Source organism: Rhodococcus sp. NyZ502, assembly GCF_041464245.1.
GTDB lineage: Bacteria > Actinomycetota > Actinomycetes > Mycobacteriales > Mycobacteriaceae > Rhodococcus_F > Rhodococcus_F qingshengii.
In genome coordinates, this window is the sequence record NZ_CP167155.1 from 1,341,791 (window position 1) to 1,357,501 (window position 15,711).

15 protein-coding genes and 1 tRNA gene are annotated in these 15,711 nt (G+C 61.6%); 6 read left to right on the forward strand and 10 right to left on the reverse strand.

Going from position 1 to position 15,711, the window contains the following annotated elements:
- Window positions 1–14: 14 nt before the first annotated feature.
- From ACBG85_RS06250 to ACBG85_RS06265, 4 genes are all read right to left on the reverse strand, one after another.
- A complete protein-coding gene (locus ACBG85_RS06250; RefSeq protein ID WP_007726514.1) occupies window positions 15–755 on the reverse strand; it encodes a hypothetical protein in 741 nt (246 codons plus the stop codon).
- On the reverse strand, window positions 752–1,687 hold the full coding sequence (locus ACBG85_RS06255; protein WP_007726516.1) for an ABC transporter ATP-binding protein: 936 nt from the start codon (window positions 1,685–1,687) through the stop codon (window positions 752–754). Before ACBG85_RS06255 ends, ACBG85_RS06250 begins: the two co-directional genes overlap by 4 nt.
- Window positions 1,684–2,046, reverse strand: coding sequence for a GntR family transcriptional regulator (locus ACBG85_RS06260; protein WP_007726518.1), 363 nt, complete (start codon window positions 2,044–2,046; stop codon window positions 1,684–1,686). Before ACBG85_RS06260 ends, ACBG85_RS06255 begins: the two co-directional genes overlap by 4 nt.
- A 2,487-nt stretch (window positions 2,047–4,533) precedes the next feature.
- Window positions 4,534–4,607, reverse strand: a tRNA-Gly gene (locus ACBG85_RS06265).
- 305 nt (window positions 4,608–4,912) lie between these two features.
- Here ACBG85_RS06265 and dcd point away from each other — a divergent pair.
- The 3 genes from dcd to ACBG85_RS06280 all read left to right on the forward strand — a co-directional run bounded on the left by dcd (window position 4,913) and on the right by ACBG85_RS06280 (window position 7,644).
- A complete protein-coding gene (dcd, locus tag ACBG85_RS06270; RefSeq protein WP_003943702.1) occupies window positions 4,913–5,482 on the forward strand; it encodes a dCTP deaminase in 570 nt (189 codons plus the stop codon).
- A gap of 25 nt (window positions 5,483–5,507) precedes the next feature.
- Window positions 5,508–5,792: a hypothetical protein gene (locus tag ACBG85_RS06275; protein ID WP_058038931.1), complete on the forward strand. Its 285-nt coding sequence runs from the start codon at window positions 5,508–5,510 to the stop codon at window positions 5,790–5,792.
- Window positions 5,793–6,120: 328 nt separating this feature from the next.
- Window positions 6,121–7,644 (forward strand): hypothetical protein, encoded by a 1,524-nt coding sequence (locus ACBG85_RS06280; RefSeq protein WP_372026578.1) that lies wholly within the window; start codon window positions 6,121–6,123, stop codon window positions 7,642–7,644.
- A gap of 3 nt (window positions 7,645–7,647) precedes the next feature.
- Here the strand turns inward: ACBG85_RS06280 and ACBG85_RS06285 are convergent, their stop codons facing one another.
- Together ACBG85_RS06285 and ACBG85_RS06290 are read right to left on the reverse strand one after the other, a co-directional pair.
- Complete coding sequence (locus ACBG85_RS06285) at window positions 7,648–8,400, reverse strand: IclR family transcriptional regulator (protein ID WP_158170320.1); 753 nt, start codon at window positions 8,398–8,400, stop codon at window positions 7,648–7,650.
- Window positions 8,400–9,911 (reverse strand): APC family permease, encoded by a 1,512-nt coding sequence (locus tag ACBG85_RS06290; RefSeq protein WP_158170319.1) that lies wholly within the window; start codon window positions 9,909–9,911, stop codon window positions 8,400–8,402. Before ACBG85_RS06290 ends, ACBG85_RS06285 begins: the two co-directional genes overlap by 1 nt.
- Before the next feature lie 238 nt (window positions 9,912–10,149).
- Here ACBG85_RS06290 and ACBG85_RS06295 point away from each other — a divergent pair, with 238 nt between their 5' ends.
- The 3 genes from ACBG85_RS06295 to tatA are packed head-to-tail and all read left to right on the forward strand — an operon-like array spanning window position 10,150 to window position 12,617.
- Window positions 10,150–11,730: an FAD-dependent oxidoreductase gene (locus ACBG85_RS06295; RefSeq protein ID WP_003943721.1), complete on the forward strand. Its 1,581-nt coding sequence runs from the start codon at window positions 10,150–10,152 to the stop codon at window positions 11,728–11,730.
- A gap of 39 nt (window positions 11,731–11,769) precedes the next feature.
- Window positions 11,770–12,441, forward strand: coding sequence for a Rid family hydrolase (locus ACBG85_RS06300; RefSeq protein WP_058038935.1), 672 nt, complete (start codon window positions 11,770–11,772; stop codon window positions 12,439–12,441).
- Window positions 12,441–12,617, forward strand: coding sequence for a Sec-independent protein translocase subunit TatA (gene tatA, locus ACBG85_RS06305; protein WP_003943732.1), 177 nt, complete (start codon window positions 12,441–12,443; stop codon window positions 12,615–12,617). Before ACBG85_RS06300 ends, tatA begins: the two co-directional genes overlap by 1 nt.
- 52 nt (window positions 12,618–12,669) lie before the next feature.
- Here tatA and ACBG85_RS06310 read toward each other — a convergent pair whose 3' ends face one another.
- Genes ACBG85_RS06310 through ACBG85_RS06325 form a run of 4 tightly spaced genes read right to left on the reverse strand, consistent with a single transcriptional unit; the run spans window position 12,670 to window position 15,672 of the window.
- Window positions 12,670–13,284: a class I SAM-dependent methyltransferase gene (locus tag ACBG85_RS06310; RefSeq protein WP_372026582.1), complete on the reverse strand. Its 615-nt coding sequence runs from the start codon at window positions 13,282–13,284 to the stop codon at window positions 12,670–12,672.
- A complete protein-coding gene (locus ACBG85_RS06315) occupies window positions 13,281–14,039 on the reverse strand; it encodes a PIG-L deacetylase family protein (protein WP_003943643.1) in 759 nt (252 codons plus the stop codon). The genes ACBG85_RS06310 and ACBG85_RS06315 overlap by 4 nt, the downstream gene beginning before the upstream one ends.
- Window positions 14,033–14,971 carry an acyl-CoA dehydrogenase gene (locus tag ACBG85_RS06320; RefSeq protein WP_054826873.1) on the reverse strand — a complete coding sequence of 313 codons (939 nt, stop codon included), beginning with the start codon at window positions 14,969–14,971 and terminating at the stop codon, window positions 14,033–14,035. Before ACBG85_RS06320 ends, ACBG85_RS06315 begins: the two co-directional genes overlap by 7 nt.
- Window positions 14,968–15,672 carry a glycosyltransferase family 2 protein gene (locus ACBG85_RS06325; protein ID WP_042452319.1) on the reverse strand — a complete coding sequence of 235 codons (705 nt, stop codon included), beginning with the start codon at window positions 15,670–15,672 and terminating at the stop codon, window positions 14,968–14,970. The genes ACBG85_RS06320 and ACBG85_RS06325 overlap by 4 nt, the downstream gene beginning before the upstream one ends.
- Window positions 15,673–15,711: the final 39 nt, after the last annotated feature.

The following is a 15,711-nucleotide window of genomic DNA, read 5'->3' on the forward strand; positions in this document are numbered from 1 at the left end:
ACATGATTGCGCGGTCACGGCGTTGCTCGACGCAACGTCGCCCAGGCTCCGGCGATGCACGCGATGGCAAGGGCCAGAGGGAGTAGCGCCATCGGTACCACTCGGGGAGTATCGACAAACCACGAACCGATCGCCGGCCACCACCCAGCCCAGGTGATCGCGATCGCTGACAAGCCGAGCAAGCCGAAAAGCCCGGTGAGGGAGGCGAGTAGACCGGTGATCCTCCACCGCTGGTAGATAGCACCTGCCAGCATTGCGATCGAACTGGTCAGCAGCAGCGTCGCGAACAGTGCGAGCAACTGTACGGCGGTGTTGTCGGTGAAATAGCGTGCGATGCCGAACATGCGCATGTGCACACCCCAGCCGTTGGTGGCGGACTCCAGCACGGACAGCAGTTGCAGCGCGATTGCGAAGACTGCGGACTGTGCCAGCGCCATAACCGTGGTGGCAGTGAAGAACTCGCGGCGGGTCACGCTCAGTCCGAGCGCGAATGGGAACGTCTGCGTCATCGACTGGAGGTAGAACGCCAGCACGAAACCGTAGACCGAGAACACACTGCCGGTGAATCCTTCACCCTCCTCGTTCCCGACGATCGCGTAGATAGTGAAGCTGATCAGGAACGAGATCAACAGGATGCCCACCGGCCAGGCGATCAGCAACGGCCACGCGACCGTGTGCAGTTGTAGGACGGCACCGATCCTGGACCGAGCGGGCGTCTTCGGGACCGTCCGTGGCTCTGTCGTTGCGATACTCATACGGTGATCTCCTTGCGCTGCGTCGAAGTCGCGATGACAAGTTCCTGCAAAGATGCCGGTTCCACTTGGACTCCAGCCTCCCGCAGTCGGTTTCGCTCGGTCTCTGTCACATCGGCCTGCAACATGATTCGGCTGTGGGCGCCCAGTGTCTCCCGGCGCAGGACCCTGCCGGACGCAGCAACGGCATCCACCGCATCAATGGGACCGGATACCACCACGGCGCGGCTACGCAGTGCATCCGCGTCTGCGTCGACGACAATCCGGCCGCCGTCGACGACAATCACGTGCTCGAGTAGATTGGCTACCTCGTCGATCAGATGAGTCGAAAGCACCACAGTGCGAGGATGTTCGGCGTAGTCCGCAAGCAGGCGATCGTAGAACAGTTGGCGTGCAACGGCATCGAGACCGAGATACGGCTCGTCGAAAAGCGTCAGGGGCGCGCGGGAGGCGAGTCCGATGATCACCCCCAATGCCGACCGCATGCCGCGTGAAAGCTTCTTCACCTTGCGACAGAGGGGAAGTTGGAAGTCGTCGAGCAGTGTCTCGGCGAACGCGTGGTCCCAATTCGGGAGTAGATGGCCGGCGGCGACGAGTACGTGCTTGACCTTGAGGTCTTCGGGGTACGTCTGGCTTTCCTTGACGAAGCACACGTTCGCCAGGACGTCGGCATTTTCGAAAGGGGCAGCGCCGAATACCTCGACGTCGCCGCGGGTGTGCAGGTCCTGCCCGGTCAGTATCTGCATGATCGTCGTCTTGCCTGCGCCGTTACGGCCGAGTAGGCCGTAGATCTTGTTGCGGCTGATCTCGAACGAGACGTCCGCGAGCGCGTCGACATCCCCGTACTTTCTGTCCACGGAGCGCATCGAGGCGACAAGTTCAGTTTCGTCGAAACGCCTGACGTGCGACTCGGTCGTTGTCGTGCTTGCGTTCATCGGTCCGCCTTCCTGTCGTCCAGCATGGATTTGAGTTCGCCGAGGGAAATCTGGAGCCGGTCGGCCTCCGCGACCAGCGGCTCGATGTACTGGCGCGCGAACGCTTCTCGGCGTCTGAACCTGAGTGCGTCGCGGGCACCGACCGTGACGAACATTCCGATTCCCCGTTTCTTGTAGAGGATCCCCTCGCCTACGAGCTGATTGAGGCCCTTGGCTGCCGTCGCCGGATTGATTCGGTGGAACGCCGCCAGTTCGTTGGTTGAGGGCACCTGCCCGTCTTCCGGCAGGGAGCCGTCGATGATCGAGCCTTCGATCTGCTCGGCGATCTGCTGGAACAGTGGTCGTCCGTCGTCGATCACGATGATCGACGCCCGATGTTCACTGGTTCATTACTCATGTAATGAACCATAGAACGTCGTGGGGCATGTTGGCAATGAGATCGCGGAATCTGGCACCGATGACTTGGGTCTCCGAGCGCTGCCTATCGGGACATTCATCGCAGAGGCTGATGGAACAGCTTGGATGCAGACCGGCTACGACTTCCAGATCCCGGGGCGTTGCGCACAGGCATTGAGCTTCTTCGGAACCATGGAACCGCCGATCTAGGTGGTCGACCACGGGACGGGGCACCTTCGGGTGGCCGGCAGATATCGCCTCAATGAATTCGGCCACCTCGTCGAAGGCGGCAACTATGTAGCGGGGGACATTCTGCATGGACGTTGTAGATGGGAGTTCGCTATGCGTTGACGCAAACGCCAGTAAGCATCGGCAGTTCGCCACCCAACGTGAAGCCGGAGAAACCAGAAGCCTCGGCTTCCGGTCGCAACCCGCAGTCGTAGAACAGAAGCCGGACCGCACGCCGCGGTCGGGCCCCTTTTCGTCAACCCAAAGACGGAGTCGTATCCACCGCAAGTAGGGACTTAGCGCCCCGTTTTGGTGTTTCTGTACTGATTTGCAATCCCGATACGTACGCTTCCGGCCAGGGAATCGGACACTCGACCAGCAGGGGTATCTATGCCGAATGTGACAGTGAAATTCGGGGGTTCAGACCCGGAAACAGCAGACCTCGCACGCCGGGCACTGCAACCAGTACTAGACAGCATCTACCGCACGTACCGCAGGAAACCGCTCCCATTCGTCGAAGCCGCACTTAGACGCGCAGGTCGAGGAAGCTTCTCACAAGCAGGAATTGAACGATTCGCCGACTACATTTCAAGAGGAGACCGACCAATTCTCACCACATAGCGGCCGCTCGTGATCAGGCCGAAGACCGAAGCGCTTCCACCGGCTACCTGTTCGACGACCTAAATTGGTCAGTGCCAACTAGGTACAGGTCCATCGTGGTCAACATCAACATCAAGAGACAGCGCCCGCCCGCGTCCGAGATTGGTAGCTTGCCTCACCGTGGCAAGGGCACTCGAGCCAGCAGACGTATTCGATCAAACGGAGCTGAGAAGGCTGATTCAGCAGATGCACATTAATCGACCTCTGTGTGAATTCTGCTCACGGTGCACACTCGCGTGATCAAACCAGTCGGCGCTGTGACATTCGGTTGCTGATCCTATTCGGGGCGGCCTCGACCGACTATTTGAGACCTGTCAAACATAAGCTCCCCTTCCTGGCCAGGTAGGGGAGCTTATGTTTGTGACCACCGCACGATCCACGCATCTTCTGATATGCAGGTTTCAGGCAGAGCTGAAAATGTCATCCACATGCGGTCGGCCGATCTTCTCTACAAGTCGGGAGCGGTTAGTGGCCCTGCGCCTTCTAATGAGAAGGGGATCGTGGAACCGTTCGCCATCGCCACGATCATGTTGACGATAGCAAAGAGGACGTTATCCATTTGAATTCACCTCCTCGCTCCGTCTAGGGCCCGGCAAGATTCGCTACTGCATACAGGGCAGATGTCCTGCTATCGAAATTGGGACCTGCAATGTAAGCGGGCGAGCCTGGACCGAATGAGGTGACTGTCCTGATATATCCGAGGCGATTCGAGGAGTTGTAGTCCACCAACCAAGGTCCACCAGAAGCACCTGCGCCAAAGTTGCCCGGTTTGGGAGTTGCGTGAGAAGCCGTAGCTCCGAACGTCATAACCAGGGAAGGCGCTGCGATGCTTGCGGGGAATAAGGTTTCGACTCTGGACACCTACGGCCTTCTATCCAATTGGGGCCAATCTGCCGGTTTCTAAAGATTGTCGGGAAGGTAGCACGACGCTAATGTGACATTCCTCGAAACTGGGGTATTTCTTCGAGCTTTATCCGGCTCTCCGGATCCGTGCAGAGCGATGGTCTTACATTGGCACTTACGGTTAGGGCGTCCGATACTTAGGAAGAATACGTACTTGATTCTTTTCGAAGGTGATTTTTGACGCACTTGGGTCCTTTCACAGTTGTGATTGTGAGAAGACCTGCATTCGTGCGTGAGTTGTGGTCCTCGGCGTATGGGTGCGCTACGGCAGATCGTTTTTGCAATATTCAACTGACAAGCTGCGCGGAGTCCGAGCGGAGACAGTTTCCAAACCCATTTGTTGGTAGTCGCGCTCGAATCACTGATGGACGGCAAACGAACCGAGGTACCGGCGACCATCGGCTTCGAGGTCGACAGCACTCTCCTGACAGTGCGCGCAATGGACACCGATTCAGGCCGGGGCACGACCAGTCGGACGGCATCGATGAACTGCAGAATTCCGAGACGCGGTCCTCTAGCACCCCCATTTTCGTTGGATTCACATTGACTGATCACTGAATGGAGGGGGTTGTGTACCTGCCGTGTACCTGTCACAGGATTGGGACCCAAACAAGCGAAGTTCGACTGCCCCAAAAGGGCTCTGAACTGCGGAAAATCTGTGGAGCCGATGACGGGAATCGAACCCGCGTATTCAGCTTGGGAAGCTGATGTTCTACCATTGAACTACATCGGCGTCGCAGCCGACCGGACGTGTTTTCACCGCCGATCAACGTGCTTTCCGAACATTATCAGACGAGCTTTCAAGCAGCGGTGTCCCCGGCCGTCATTGATCAACACAGGCGTGTGGAAGTCGGCGCCATCGGTAAATGATTTGCCCACAAGTTCTGCGCGGGAAAGCCTTTCGGCATGGAGAACTTGAGACAGGTGGGGCTGGGCTCTCCCGTGGGAGTCCAGAACCCGCGCATCGTGTTCGGTAACCACAGTGTGATCGCCCCGGCGATGGGCCGGCACTGCCCGCAGAACCGGTAACCTCTACCTGTGCTGCTCTCCGATCGTGACATCCGTGCCGAAATCTCCGTTGGACGTCTGGGTATCGACCCTTTCGACGATTCCATGGTGCAACCGTCGAGCGTCGACGTGCGCCTCGACGGTCTTTTTCGGGTTTTCAACAACACGCGGTACACGCACATCGACCCGGCACTGCGCCAGGACGAGCTGACCAGCCTGGTCGAACCGGCAGAGGGCGAGCCGTTTGTGCTTCATCCCGGCGAGTTCGTTCTCGGTTCGACTCTCGAAGTGTGCTCACTGCCGAACGACCTCGCCGGCCGCCTCGAAGGTAAGTCGAGCCTCGGGCGCCTGGGCCTTTTGACGCACTCCACCGCCGGCTTCATCGACCCGGGTTTCAGCGGCCACATCACACTGGAGCTGTCCAATGTCGCAAACCTGCCGATCACGCTCTGGCCGGGAATGAAGATCGGACAGCTCTGCCTGCTCAAGCTCTCGAGCGCTGCAGAGTTCCCCTACGGAAGCTCCGAGGCCGGATCCAAATACCAGGGCCAGCGCGGCCCGACACCGTCGAAGGCGTACCTGAACTTCAACCGCGGCTGAACGAACGAACTTCGGGGGGAGTCGCATGATCGGAATTTTCTACGGTCTGGTTTTCATGAACTTGTTGTTCGTGACCAGCACCGTGTGTTTGATGAAGCCGTCCAAAGCCAGTGTTGTTGCGACCGTCTGTGCAGGGGTGGCGTGGCTGTTCTTCAATGGACCGCTGGAAGGTCAGGTCTTGTGGTCGTTGAACAGAGAACACGGTCTGACGGTCTCGGATCTGATGTCGCTTGTTGCCTTCGGCATCGCCGCTCGTGGTTGGAATCAGGTTCGCAAAGCCCGTGAAACCGTCGACGCAGATCGTTTCTGACCTGCGCGCTCACCTGGATTGACCGCCACGATTCGGACAGATGTTTCGACCTGGAGCACAACAGTCGTCGAATCGGGCACAATTACTGGTTATGTGGTGGATTGTCGGAGGCGTACTACTCGTATGGGTCGTGTGTTCCATTCCGATTGCCATCCTGGTGGGGCGGGGTATCGCGCGTCGGGACCGCGCGGAATTCGACGGGCGAAATCAACAGTGGGCCGACGAGGTTGTCAGGTCGATCGAGAAGCAATCGGAGCAGGACAATTCCGATCGGCGTAAGCCACCACTGATAAGCTGACCAGCTGGACTTTTCCGGAGGTGAGTGGGCATGGAACTTCCATCCGATACTCCCGACGACGTCGTGGCCGCGGCCGCCGGCAGACCAAGGGTTCCGCAGTTCGATCCCACAGTGGGGATTCCGGTAGTTCCGCCAGGGGGAGATGCTCCCCACCGGTTGGTGGTCATCGGCGATTCGCTGTCGCAGGGATTCCAGAGCGGGGCGATCTTCAATACCGATCTGTCGTATCCGGCGATCATTGCTCACCAGCTGGGCCGGCTCGACCAGTTCCGCTTTCCCCGTTACGGCGGCCCGGGCGGGCTTCCGCTCAACATCGAACTGTTGCTCCGCACCCTCGAGGAGCGCTTCGGCCCACGGCTCGACCTCTGGGAGGTTCCGCTCGCACTCTTTGCTGCACGTGCGTTCATGGATCAGGTAGAGGACTACTGGGAACGCGGACCGGGCAGCGAAGCGCCGACGTTCTCGGCAATCACCCACAACCTCTCGGTGTACGGGTGGGATCTTCGTGACGCTCTGACCAAGACGGCGCAGGGCTGTGAGGACGCTCTTCACCAACCGCACGACGATTTGATCAGCCAGATCGTCGAGAACAACGGTGAGCGCGCCGCACTGCGAGTTCTGCCGCGAGGCTCCGACGCCGAGAAGCGTATGACCGCGTTCGACGCAGCAGCGGAGTTGGGCAAGGAAGGCATCGAAACTCTGATCGTCTTCCTCGGTGCCAACAACGCGCTCCGCACCGTCACCGAACTTCGAGTCGAGTGGAGCGGCAACAACTTCCGTGATCCGGGCGGCAAGCGCGACTACACGGTGTGGCGGCCTGAGCACTTCGCGTCGGAGTACGCCGAGGTGCTGGCCGCGATCCGCAAGATCAACGCCCAGCACGTCATCCTCTGCACCGTCCCACACGTGACCATCGCACCGATCGCCCACGGGCTCGGGGGGAAGATCGAAATCGGATCCCGCTACTTCCCGTACTACGCACGACCGTGGGTGCGCGACACCGACTTCGACCCACAACGCGATCAGCACATCACCGGCGCGCAGGCGTGGGCCGTCGACACCGCAATCGACATGTACAACGACGGAATCGAGCAAGCCGTCGCGAATGCCCGTCGGGTGGGGAAGGACTGGTACCTCTGCGATATTGCCGGGTTGCTCGAGCGCGTGGCCTCACGGCGCTACGTCACCGACGTCAATGCGCGGCCGTCATGGTGGACGCCGTACCCCCTTCCCAAGGCGCTGACCGACTTGCAACCCGTGCCGGACTCGCTGTTCCTCTCCGCCGACGGTCGCGGCGGCCGCGCTTCGGGCGGCCTCTTCTCGCTCGACGGCGTTCATCCCACGACAGTCGCGTACGGGGTGATGGCGCAAGAACTGGCGAACATCATGGTCACGGCAGGGGTCCAGTTCGACCGCGCTCAGATCGATTTCGACCGACTCGTCCGACGCGACACCTTGGTGCGCACTCCGCCGCAGAATCTCGATTCCACGCTCGGCGTCATCGGCTGGGCCGACGAGCATCTCGGCTTTGCCAAACGTGTGTTCGGCCTCTGACTTTCAGCTTGCCTTCGACATCGTCGGTGCAACGATGCGTTCCGCGTACTCCCGCAGCAGTGCCACCAGGTCTGCGTCGTCGACGGAAAGTCTGCCGGTCGGACCTATCGCAGCCAAGGCACCGACGACACACCTTTCCGCGTCGTGGATCGGGACGGCGACGGCGGAGCGTCCGACACGAATCTCGTCGACCTCACGGGCGGCCTCACCGCGCCGGATCCGCGAGAGCTCGAGTTCCAACGCGTCGCCGTCAGTGATGGTGTGTGCGGTGACCTTTCGCAGTGGGGCCTCGGCCAATTCGGGTCGGTTGGCGAGGAGCAGCTTCCCGATAGCCGACGCGTGAACGGCTGTGACCAGTGTCCGTTCACCACTGAGTTCGTGGTCGGGATCGCGATCGACGAGCCGAATTCTGTTTTCTACAAACGACGCGAGGTAGACGCCGAACCGTAGCTGTTCGCGGAGTTCTTCGAGGAGCACCGAATTGTCGATGGGTGTGGGTTCGGCGGCAGCCCCGGCTAATTCACGGGTGCGTCGGCCTAGTGCGAAGCCGGAGAGGTCGGCGATCCGAACCAGGTAACCGTCGGCGACAAGGATGTTGAGTAACCGATACGCAGTGGCAGGTGGGATGTCGGCCAGGGCGGCAATGTCCTTGGCGGTGGCTCCCGATCCGAGCCTGGCCGCCGACTCGAGGAGGGCAAGGGCGCGCTGAACCGCTCGGGGTTCGTGCCCACCGAGGTCGCGTGGTCGGCCCACCATCAGCGGGCGCCGGCAGTCGGCTCGCCCACCAGCACGATGTTTCCGGCTGCGTCGGTGGCGAACACCCCAGCTCCTGGTAGTACGTCCTCGGTTTCGGGACTGTCGAAAGCTCCGACGTGCAGCAGACTTTTGGGGCTTCGGCGTCGCAGGTAGAACTGCCAGAGTGTGCCCGAAGTCAGGATCACGAGCACGGCGATCGGTGCAACGTACGCGTGGTCGATCGTGTTGGCATAAACCAGGTAACCGAGGACTATCGCTCCGGCACCACTGCCACACGACGCGGCCGCGAGAACTCCGGGAGTGTGCTCGCCGATCCGTGTCAGGAAGACAACGGATGCGATAGCCGTCAGTGCATAGGCCACGATGACGGCGCCGCGAACAGTCAGTCGAACGTCGTCGAAGATTTCTCCGCGCCCGAGAACGGCAAAGGTTCCGCCGCCCAGCAGGACGGTGCAGACCACGGTAGTCAATGCGAAGTAGGGCGTACGGAAGGCACTGTGAACCGAGGCGAACCGGCGGGGGAGTAGGCGCTCGACACCGAACGAATAGACCAGGCGTGACGCAGCATTGGACGACGCCATCGAGGACGCCAGCCACGAGCACCCCAGACCGACGTTGAGCGCGATCACGACACCGGGGCTCACGCCCGTCGCCGTTCCGTGGAGATAGGCGTTGACGAGGGTGTCACTGCGCCCGGACCAAGCGGCCCAGCCCGCGAAGATGAAGAGCGATCCACAGATGACCGGAGTGAGAAGGACTGTGCGGGTGACGGTTACCAGCGGACGACGGGCCTCGGGGCCGAAGAAGGCCGCGCTCTCGAATCCGGCGAGAGCGAACACGGCAGCCAGGGCGGTGAGTAACAACCCGTGGCCGGAGGTGGGTGGAACGATCTGTGCTTGTTGACTTCCGGAACCGCCCAGGATCATGAGCCCGACGATGAACAGAAGTGAACAGCTTTCGACGACGAGGATCGCGAGCGCGGCAAATCTGACACTTCGCACGAGAGCGCCGAGAATCAGCAAGGCTATCCCCAGATAGAGCGCGATGACGTGAAAAGTCTTGTCCACGTGCACACCCGCGAAGCCGAGCAATGCGATTGCGGCCTGTCCGCCGTGATAGAGCGTCATCACCGCGCTGCCGACGTACTTGACCAGCATGGCGATGCCGGTGGTCAATGCTGCCCGGGTGCCCAGGCCACGAAAGACGAAGCTGTGCAATCCGCCCGACGCAGCCATTCGGCGAGTGAACTGCGAAACGCAGAAGGCTATGAGCGTCACCAGCACGGTGGCCGCGATGATGGTGATCATCCCGCTCAACAATCGGCCGTGTGTCAGCATGGTGACGGGCAGAACGACCATCGACACAGCAGGGGCAGTGGTTGCCACCGACTGGGCCAGCACTTCGGCGCCCGAGAGTTGCCGACGGCCCAACGCCCGCAGCGGTGATCGCGCCGGGGGCTGCTTCTCGCGCGTGGTGAAGGACCGCGCGATGGCTTCGGTGAGAGCGGACATGTCGCGTCACGCTAGTCCGGTTCTGTAACGCCGATATTGCGGGCATGCTTCCGCTGATCGCACTCGGGTGAGAGAGCAAGATGCGAACGCTCGCACGTTTCTCACTCGGTCCCCACCGACTGTTTCCTGCGCGTCAAGTTCCGGACCCAACGCTCCTGAAGTCTGTGTTCAACACCAACCACCCGGGTCACCGGGAGCACACTGGGGAGCTCGAATGCCATACACACGTAGATCTTTCATGCGCAGCCTGGGAATCACCGGCGGCGCCGGCCTGGCACTCGGTGCTATGTCGTCCATCGGCCTGGCGCCGGCAGTGGCGTCGACGCCGAGGCGATTTCAGGCACCTGCTGCGGGTGACCTGATCGGAAAGGTCAAGGGAAATCACTCCGTCGTGATCCTCGGCGGCGGACCGTCCGGGCTGTGCTCTGCCTACGAACTGCAGAAGGCCGGATACAAGGTCACCGTCCTCGAAGCACGCAACCGCCCGGGTGGTCGGGTGTGGTCGATCCGCAACGGCACCGAAGAAACCGACCTGAACGGTGAGACACAGACCTGTACGTTCTCGGAAGGGCACTTCTACAACCTCGGTGCGACGCGTATTCCGCAAAATCACAACACCATCGACTACTGCCGCGAACTGGGCGTCGAACTGCAGATGTTCGGAAACCAGAACGCGAACACCTTCGTCAACTACACCGGCAACAAGCCGCTGGCGAATCAGTCGATCACCTACCGAGCAGCCAAAGCCGACACCTACGGATACATGTCCGAGCTGCTGCAGAAGGCCACCAATCAGGGCGCTCTCGACCAGGTCTTGAGCAAGGAAGACAAAGAAGCACTCTCGTCCTTCCTCACCGACTTCGGCGATCTCTCCAGCGACGGCCGCTACGTCGGATCCTCGCGTCGAGGGCACTCCGCGGAGCCGGGCGCCGGCCTCAACTTCGGAACCGAGATCGAACCATTCGGGATGAGCGATGTCATCCAGGGCGGCATCGGGCGTGCATTCTCCTTCGAGTTCGGTTACGACCAGGCCATGACGATGATGACCCCCGTCGGTGGCATGGACCGGATCTACTACAAGTTCCAGGACGCGATCGGGATGGACAACATCGAGTTCGGCGCCGAGGTCAGCGGCATGAAGAACGTGCCGGAAGGCGTCACCGTCGACTACGTCGTCGACGGCAAATCCAAGTCGATCACCGCCGACTACGCAATCTGCACGATCCCGCCGCACTTGATCAAGCGGCTGAACAACAATCTGCCCTCCGACATCCTGCTCGCGTTGGATGCAGCCAAGCCGTCGTCGTCGGGCAAGCTCGGTATCGAATACTCGCGTCGGTGGTGGGAGACCGAGGACCGCATCTACGGTGGCGCGTCCAACACCGACCGCGACATCTCCCAGATCATGTTCCCCTACGATCACTACAACTCCGACCGCGGCGTCGTCGTCGCGTACTACAGCTCGGGTAAGCGTCAACAGGCTTTCGAATCGCTCACCCACCGTCAGCGGCTGGCAAAGGCCATCGCCGAAGGCGCAGAAATCCACGGCGACAAATACACTCGCGACATCTCGTCGTCCTTCTCCGGAAGCTGGCGTCGCACCAAGTATTCGGAATCCGCCTGGGCATCATGGGCCGGCGCGGGAGATTCCCACGGCGGCATGGCAACTCCCGAGTACACCAAGCTGCTCGAACCCGTCGACCGGATCTACTTCGCCGGCGATCACCTCTCCAATGCCATCGCCTGGCAGCACGGGGCCTTCACGTCCGCGCAGGACGTCGTGACCCACCTGCATCAGCGTGTTGCGCAAACTGCCTGACGTGCTTCGTTTTCCATCACTTTCTCTGGAGGTCACATCATGAAATCTCGCAGAACCAAGGTCCTTGCAGCGGCATTCGCCGCCACTACGCTACTGGGCTTCGCCACTGCCTGCTCGTCTGACGAGGCGGACGCCGAGACCACATCGAGTTCGTTCGCCTCGAAATCGATTCTCGAAGCGGGGCAGGCAAACCCGATGATCGCTCAGGGCGTCGCGATCGGCGGCGACACCGCAATCTACAAGACCAGCGGCATCGGTCCGTCGGCAGGAAACAAGGCGGCGCCGGAAGGTTCGCCGGAGTCGTACATCGACGGTCAGTTCTCCGGCGGTGTTCTGCCGGCCGGTGTCACCGTCACCGAGGCGCAGGGCATCAACGTACTCAAGAAGATCCGCGACAACCTCGAAGCACAGGGATTGAGTCTCGAAGACGTCGTGACGATGCGCGTCTTCCTCGACAACGCGCCGGGATCGGACAAGGCCGACTACACAGGATGGAATCGCGCGTACCGGCAGTTCTTCGCCAACACCAATCTCGACACGGGTGACACCGAGTTGGTGCCGATGGGCACGGCCGAGCCGATCGCTCCGATCGAGCGAAACAGCGCCCGGCCCACCCGCTTCGCCCTCGAGGTTGCCGGACTGCCCGTTGCCGGTTGGCTCGTCGAGGTAGAGGTCGATGCGGTGTACCCCGACGGCAAGGAACCCGCCTGATGGGCGCGCTCAGCCCGACTCACTGGGCGATCGTCGCAGTAGTGCTCGTGGTGCTGTTCGGTTCGAAGAAGCTGCCCGACGCGGCCCGGGGCCTCGGCAGGTCGATGCGGATCCTGAAGTCCGAAGTCGGTGAACTGCAGTCGGATACGGACCTCGCGTTGGAGCAGCGAGACTGACCCCCGTGCGCGGTTGAGGAGTCCCCACACTCCTCAACCGCGCACAGGTCTACTAGATCAGACCTTCGGAACGAGCTACCGACGGTGGTGACGGCGGACCCTTCACGAAGACATCGATCAGCACGTCCTCGTCCTGGTACGACGCGAACTGCGCCAACCCCGGCGTCTGGCGCACAGCCGAATGAACGGCGTCACCGTTTTGCGGATACTCCGGTACGACGTGACGCCAATGGGCGCACAGCAGCGTTCCGCCAGGCTCGAGATGCTCGACGACCTGCAGCATTGCCTCGATGAGCTTTTCGAAGGTCAGGTAGTAGCCGACTTCGCTGATGACGACGAGGTCGAACGTCTCGTCGGGCCAGTCGTCACCCAACGCCCAGAGCCGAAATTCTGCGTCATGTCCGGTAAGCCGCGCACGAGCGCTCTCGAGTGCGGTCGGGACGATGTCGGTGGCGAGAACGCTGTCGCAGCGCTCGGACAACTTCTCGGTGAGAATCCCGATCGAGCACCCCGGTTCGAATGCGTGACGGTATCGAGGTTTCGGGAGCATAGCGACACTGAGTGCGTACTTCCGCTGCTCGTACCAGCGGGATTCGAAATCCCATGGGTCGGACTGTGCGGCATACATCTTGGCGAAGTATTCCGCGGGGAGTTCACGATCGCTCATACGAACACCGTCTCGTACGGCCTCAGTAATCGTTCCATCGCGTGGCGGGGGAGGATGGGTGCATCCGCGGGATGATCGGAAAGCGGAGCGATCTGTGAAGTGAACTCATTGGTGGCAGCAGATTTCGCAGCCTGAACGTCGGAGGGCAAGGTCACCTTTCGTGCTCTTTCCCACGGGACTGCCGCATGATCCGGCGCGGCCCAATGCCACGCCCAGATGGGATACTCGATCAAGCGCGATCCAGTGTCCGCGCACGCCCTCGCCGCCGCGTCTCCGGTGGCTTCGTGGTCCGGGTGGCCGTCCCCGCGCCACGTGGAGGCGCACCAGGTATCCGCCGAGGAATCACCGAGAATCGAGCTGAGGCGGTCGGTCAACTCCTGTCGGTTCTCGCCGATCTTTCCGTCCGGGATGCTCAATCGAACCGGTGTGGGAATTCCGAGGACACGCGCTGCCCGATCCGACTCGGACCGTCGACGGCGTTCCATCTCGGGCTGAGTCACGGTCGGTGAATCGGGATGCGAAGCTCCGCCGTCGGTGACAGATACGACCTGAACACTGATGCCGGAAAGTATTGCCAGAAGAGCGGTTCCGCCCAGACCGAGTATTTCGTCGTCGGGATGGGGAGCGACGATGATCAATCGTGAGCATCCGGTGAGATCCAGTTCCGGAAAACTTCTTCCCCACTCTCGCCATGTCGATTCGGGAGTACCGCCGTCGTCGACAGGCTTCTGCGCGAACAGTTTCGAGTTCACCACGGCCGTTTCCCCTTGGCTGCAATCCGGCCCAGCTCGGCGAGATCCTTCTCGGCGTGACTCTGCCGCAAGTAGACGGTGAGATCGGCTACCCGTGCGGCGTGCGCGGCGTCCATGCAGAGCGGTGCGGCGCCGAGAGCGCGTCCCACCCGATCCAGGGTCTCGGTAGCGGCGCGCTCGACAATTGCGCGCACACGGAGTGCCCGCTGCATGGCCTCGGCATTTTCGTCGAAGGGATCCGCATCGACCTCGGCCGCCGCGACTGCGAGCGCGTTGCGCGCTGCGGCGAGCGCTGCATCGACCGCACCGAGGTGTGCGAGTACGTAGGGGTCTTCGCTGCTTGCAGCCTTGTCGTACAACGGATCAGCGACGCCGCAGGCGCCGCCGTACCAGCATGCAGCCACGCCGATCGCGCCGTGCCAGAACCCCGGGCGGCTCAGATAGTCGCCTGCCGTCCCGACCGGTATGGCCGGAACCATGTCGAAGTCGACCGCGCTGGAGTCGCTTTCGGCCATACCGACGGCCTTCCACGAATCGGGAACGGGATGCACCCCAGGTAGTCCGAGCTCGACCGCGAAGAGGGAGGGGACACCGTCGACCAAGGCGGTGATCAGTGCATGCGTGCAGGTGTTGGCGCCGGAACACCACAACTTGCGACCGGTGAGCGTCCAGATCCCCACGTGCTCAGACGCATTCACCACAGGTTGGGGTGGCTCGGCCGCCCACACTCCCCACAGCTGCCCGGGTTCGGGATCCGGTCCGTCGAGTTCGGTGAGTATCGCGACGGCATCGGTGTGAGCCTCAGCCATCCGGCCGAGAACCACATTCTCCCGTGTGAGCTCTGCCAGGGAGGTCCACCGTGCGGCCGTCGCGCCGCCGCCGGGCAGCGGCAAGTACAGTCCACCTGCGTCCAGGAGTGTGTGTAGTCGTTTCATCGTGCCAGCTCCGCTTCTTCGTTATCGGCGGTCGTACCACCCAGGTTACGGATATGTCCGGCAAAGCCGCCCGGAGTTCGGCCGTCGAGACGCGCAGACGTGGTGACCGCAATGTCCTCTGCCCACGCGATACAGGCACCGGCCTCGCTCAACCGCCGGACGAGATCGACATCCTCGTCTTCTTCGAGATCGCAGAATCCTCCGACGTCCCAGTACATATCGGCGCGGACACCGAGGTTGGCACCGTGGACGTGACCGTGTCGACCATAGGGATGTGCGTGGTACATACGTTCGTACCGTTCGCGAACGGAGTGCGGATGGCCTTCCCAGTCCGCGATGCGAACGGTGCCCGCGACGACGTCCGCAGTACGCGCATACTCCAATTGGCGCGCAATCCAGGTGGGGCCGACCACCGAATCGGCATCGGTCGTGGCGAACCACGCTGAGGCCCCCAAATCCGAGCCGAACGCAGAGAAACCCGTCGCTCGCGAACGGCCGACGTTCTGATGCTCGACGCGGAGTACTTCCACCCCGTCGGGGATGACCCCCGCGGTTCCGTCCGAACAGTTGTCGAGGACGGCAACCACTCGGACGGGGACAACGCAAGCAGACGCCGCTGTTGCGAGTGCACGAAGGCAATTGGGGAGGTCTTCGGCTTCGTTGTGGGCGGGAACTACGACAAGAACCTGGTCGATTGGCACAGTGACGATCCTTTCCTCACCCTGGTACGGTCGGGTCTT